Annotated in this window: 4 protein-coding genes; 2 read left to right on the forward strand and 2 right to left on the reverse strand. The window is 34.6% G+C overall.

The window, feature by feature from the left end:
• Together EHR07_RS19140 and EHR07_RS19370 are read left to right on the forward strand one after the other, a co-directional pair.
• Positions 1-1,829, forward strand: a 1,829-nt coding sequence (locus tag EHR07_RS19140) for a hypothetical protein (protein ID WP_244288896.1), incomplete at its 5' end; no start/stop codon positions are given.
• Complete coding sequence (locus EHR07_RS19370) at positions 1,819-2,037, forward strand: DUF4884 domain-containing protein (RefSeq protein ID WP_476737522.1); 219 nt, start codon at positions 1,819-1,821, stop codon at positions 2,035-2,037. The genes EHR07_RS19140 and EHR07_RS19370, both read left to right, overlap by 11 nt.
• Before the next feature lie 3 nt (positions 2,038-2,040).
• Here EHR07_RS19370 and EHR07_RS01430 read toward each other — a convergent pair whose 3' ends face one another.
• Together EHR07_RS01430 and EHR07_RS01435 are read right to left on the reverse strand one after the other, a co-directional pair.
• Entirely contained in the window at positions 2,041-2,916 is an 876-nt protein-coding gene (locus EHR07_RS01430) for a hypothetical protein (RefSeq protein WP_135743433.1), read from the reverse strand.
• 83 nt (positions 2,917-2,999) lie between these two features.
• Positions 3,000-3,497, reverse strand: coding sequence for a hypothetical protein (locus tag EHR07_RS01435; RefSeq protein ID WP_135743434.1), 498 nt, complete (start codon positions 3,495-3,497; stop codon positions 3,000-3,002).
• Positions 3,498-3,827: the final 330 nt, after the last annotated feature.

The raw sequence follows: 3,827 nt of genomic DNA on the forward strand, positions 1-3,827 counted from the left end.
AACCAGTAGACAATTTTCCAAATATAAATGATCTAGAAGAAATTAATCCTTATGATTTAATGATTGAAAGAGAAAAAAAAAGATCAAATGGAAAAGAAACAACATTTAACTCAGGTAATGCAGATCGAAACGCAATTGAATATGAGAATTATCTAAAATCAATTGGTAAAGGTGGAAACTCTAAGTATTTAGATCCTACAATCATCGGAGAAACCTTACGAGGAAAGCTTACTGGTAACTACTCCCATTCAGAGGAAGACGACCAATCAAAAGCATTCAAACATGGAGCCGTCCAAGGAGCTACTTTTAATTTCGGAGACGAGTTAGAAGGAAGAACCAAACAATTTCTAGATGGTGACAACTACGAGACCGCTAGAGATTCAGCTAGAGCTGAAAATCAAAGATTGCAAGAAACCAATCCTAATACTTATTTAGCGGGGGAATTAACTGGAGCATTGGCTATGCCTGTTCCTGGAATGTCATCGGCAAAACTCGGAACAAAGATTGCTTCTGGTATGGCTCAAGGTGGTTTGGATGCACTCGGACGAAATACTAATCCAGATGATATTATATCAGATGTAGGAACTGGTCTTGCTATAGGTGGAGCCGTTCCCACTGTATTTCATGGAGTCGGTAAAGGAGTTCAAAAAGTTAGGGACTTAATGCCACAAGCAGAAAGAATTCGAGACGCTGGACAAAGAGTAGCTAACACAACTAAAAATAGAGCCATATCTCTGTTATTTGACATTCCAGAAGACAACGTAGATGAGATTCTAAGAAATCCTGATAAAGTACGAAATGCTTTATCATTACAGGAAATTGGAGAAAGAATTCCTGAATCAATATCAGTCTTAAACAAAGAGATTAAAAACTTAGATGGTAAAGCTTGGGAACTATTAGATAATACTAAACAGTTTGGTCATACAAATAAGAAATTAGAGAATGTGATTGATAACCTTCAATCTGGAATGCTAGAACAAACAGAAAATGGTTTCATTCCGATCGGTCTAGCCGAAGGAAAGGCCATTCAGAAATTAGATCAAATTAAAGAAGTCATAAATAGATATGATGATGTAATTACTGAATCCCAACTAAAAAAAATTATTCAATCTTTGGATAAGGAAATTGATTACGATAGGCTTGATAATTCACTACCAGACCAAATGGTTAAACAGTTACGTCATCAGTTCGACGACCTTCTTAAAACTAACAATACTGCCTATGCCGAGGCAATGAAACCCGTTCAAAAACTAGAAGACCTTAGTCACCATATTAAACAACAATTTGGAATCAAGAAAGGACAAGGTGGTGTAGACGGATTAGTTGCGAGCGATACTACCCTATCAAAACTAAATACATTACATTCAGATAGACGAGCATTCAGTCAGGACAAAGCAAGAGAATTCGGAAGGATAACAGGCCAAGATATATTAGAGGAAACCAAATACTCTAAACTTGCTGACTCCTTAGATCAAGCGACTACTAACGGTTCCCGAAAAACTAACATGGGTATAGCTACAGGTACTGCAATTGGATCTACGGCTGGAGCTATGGTAGGTTCACCTTTCATTGGAGGAGCTATAGGTGGAGCTGTAGGTGGTATGGTTGGATTTTCAGCCGACAAATACGGTCGAAAGCTTGCGAAGAAATGGCTCCTAGAAGGTGGAAACCCTTCTGCTTATGTAAACAGATTTCAAGGAACTAGATACTTTCGACCGCTTCAAAATGCTATGAAGAAAGGAAACCAATCTCTAGCTGTCACTCATTATATGTTATCAAAAACAGATCCAGAATTCAGAAAAGCGGATAATCAAGAGAATGAAGAATAAATTTATACTTATATTGTTTTTGGTTGGATGTAGTTCATCTATTGGAGTAGATAGAGATTCGATTGTTTATTTATTCCCCGTAGAGAACTGTAAACTCTATAGATTAACCGATGATGGAGAGAGACATTATTTCACTGTTTGCCCTCCATCATGTAATCATAAGAAGCGGGAACCTAGGATTATTCCCGATATGGGTTATAAGAATTAATTATTAATTTTGGTTTTCAAATAATTTCCTCAGTGAATTCCTCATATTGTCATTATATATATTATGATTAGTTCCAAAAGTCGCAAACGCAATGTTTCTAGTCATAGGATCAATAGTTCCTATTCTTTTTATATCTCCTTCGCTCTTCCCATCTTTAAACCTTACGCCGACACTTTCCACTATTATATCTCTATACCCATTAGATAGATCCTTTATTAAATCTCCTAAATGTTTTTGTAACTGTTGATGATGTATAATTTTTACTACATATAAATAATCATTAATTTTAACCGATACTTTACCTAGAAAAATTGCACTATTAACAAATGGAATTATTTTATTTTGGAATTCTTGAAAGGATACATATTGTCCTTCATTTAATTTTTCATCACTTTCAAAAACAGAAAACGTTTCATTTAAACCTGACGATTTCCCAAGATTACTTAAGATAGTATTTGAAATTAACATTGATTTATCTATTATGTTATGAACCTTATTAAGAGACATTTCATATTTTAACTTGTAATTTTTTGCACTTTCTTTGTGATTCTTATTATTTTCACTTTCTTTCATGTTCTCAATTTTATTTTCCGTATATACCTTACACCATATGTATATAAAATTAAGACCGTTTTGTATCAATAGTGGAAAAATAAACATCATTCCAATGGGAAAACTAACTCGAGACCAAACTTCATTACAAAGAGAATCTTTAAAAAATGTTACAGCAAATGGATCTTGTATATTTACAACTAAATCAATTAAAATATCATAATTTATTCCGATAAAGGTAAACATAAAAGACCCCATAAAAGGATGACCTATTTTATCTTTCATGATATTTATAAAAGTATCACTTACCTCTTTAAAAGCTGACATTTTGCACTCCTTAGGCATAAAAAAAGCGAGGGGGTTTAATCCTCGCTCCTATCAGCTAACCCTTGGTTAAATCTGTCTAGCAGTTAATTATTGTAATATACTCCAAGTTGGATCTCTAAAGTCTCGGCCTCGGATTTTCGAACCTTCTTTTCCAGTTTGAATACTCTACTCGGATAATTAGACCAAAAAGAAGTCACAAGAAATGGAATCGAATCAATGTAGATTTCCTGTTTGTTCTCTAAGGCAACTTCCCCGTAATAGACAGTTTGGTTTTTATCTAAAATTTTCACCTTTAACTTATGGTTATATCCTCCGAGCAAGGACTCCCCTTTAGATGTTTCAAGTCCTAAGTCAATCAATACAGATGGATTCTCTCTGTTTCGTTTCCATCCATGTTTTCCAGCTTTTGCTTCAAAAACCCTAGTTAAAGGTGCAAAATCGTAACCTTCCCTATAAACGAAATCATAGGTTTGATTCACTCTGATTTCCTCTAGTCCATAGGATGAAATCTCAGTTTTTACAGTGGATTGGCAATTGAATGTAAGTAGTAAGAATGTGATTAGTGTAAGTGTTTTTTTCATGTTAAATTAGTAGGCTCCTTTGGTTTTTTTTACCGTTACTTTAACAAGCGTAATTTGTACAATACATATGTATAGTACATTTTTGTTACGTATTTTTCGGGAAATCGGGACATAATAAGCCAAAAACCTTGACGAATTATCTACGATCCGTAAAGAATCGTAGGTATGACTCAAGCTGAAACATTGGAAAAAAGCTCGAAAAAGAGGATTCTAGGGGATACTACAGGAAATGAACCACTTACACCTGATTCTTCCAAGCCTACTAGGTCTATAGCACACACTAACCCAATTAGAAGCTCCCTCAAACCCCGCAAAAATAAACCCTTCAAG

Origin of the sequence: Leptospira bandrabouensis (assembly GCF_004770905.1) — a bacterium.
Lineage (GTDB): Bacteria > Spirochaetota > Leptospiria > Leptospirales > Leptospiraceae > Leptospira_A > Leptospira_A bandrabouensis.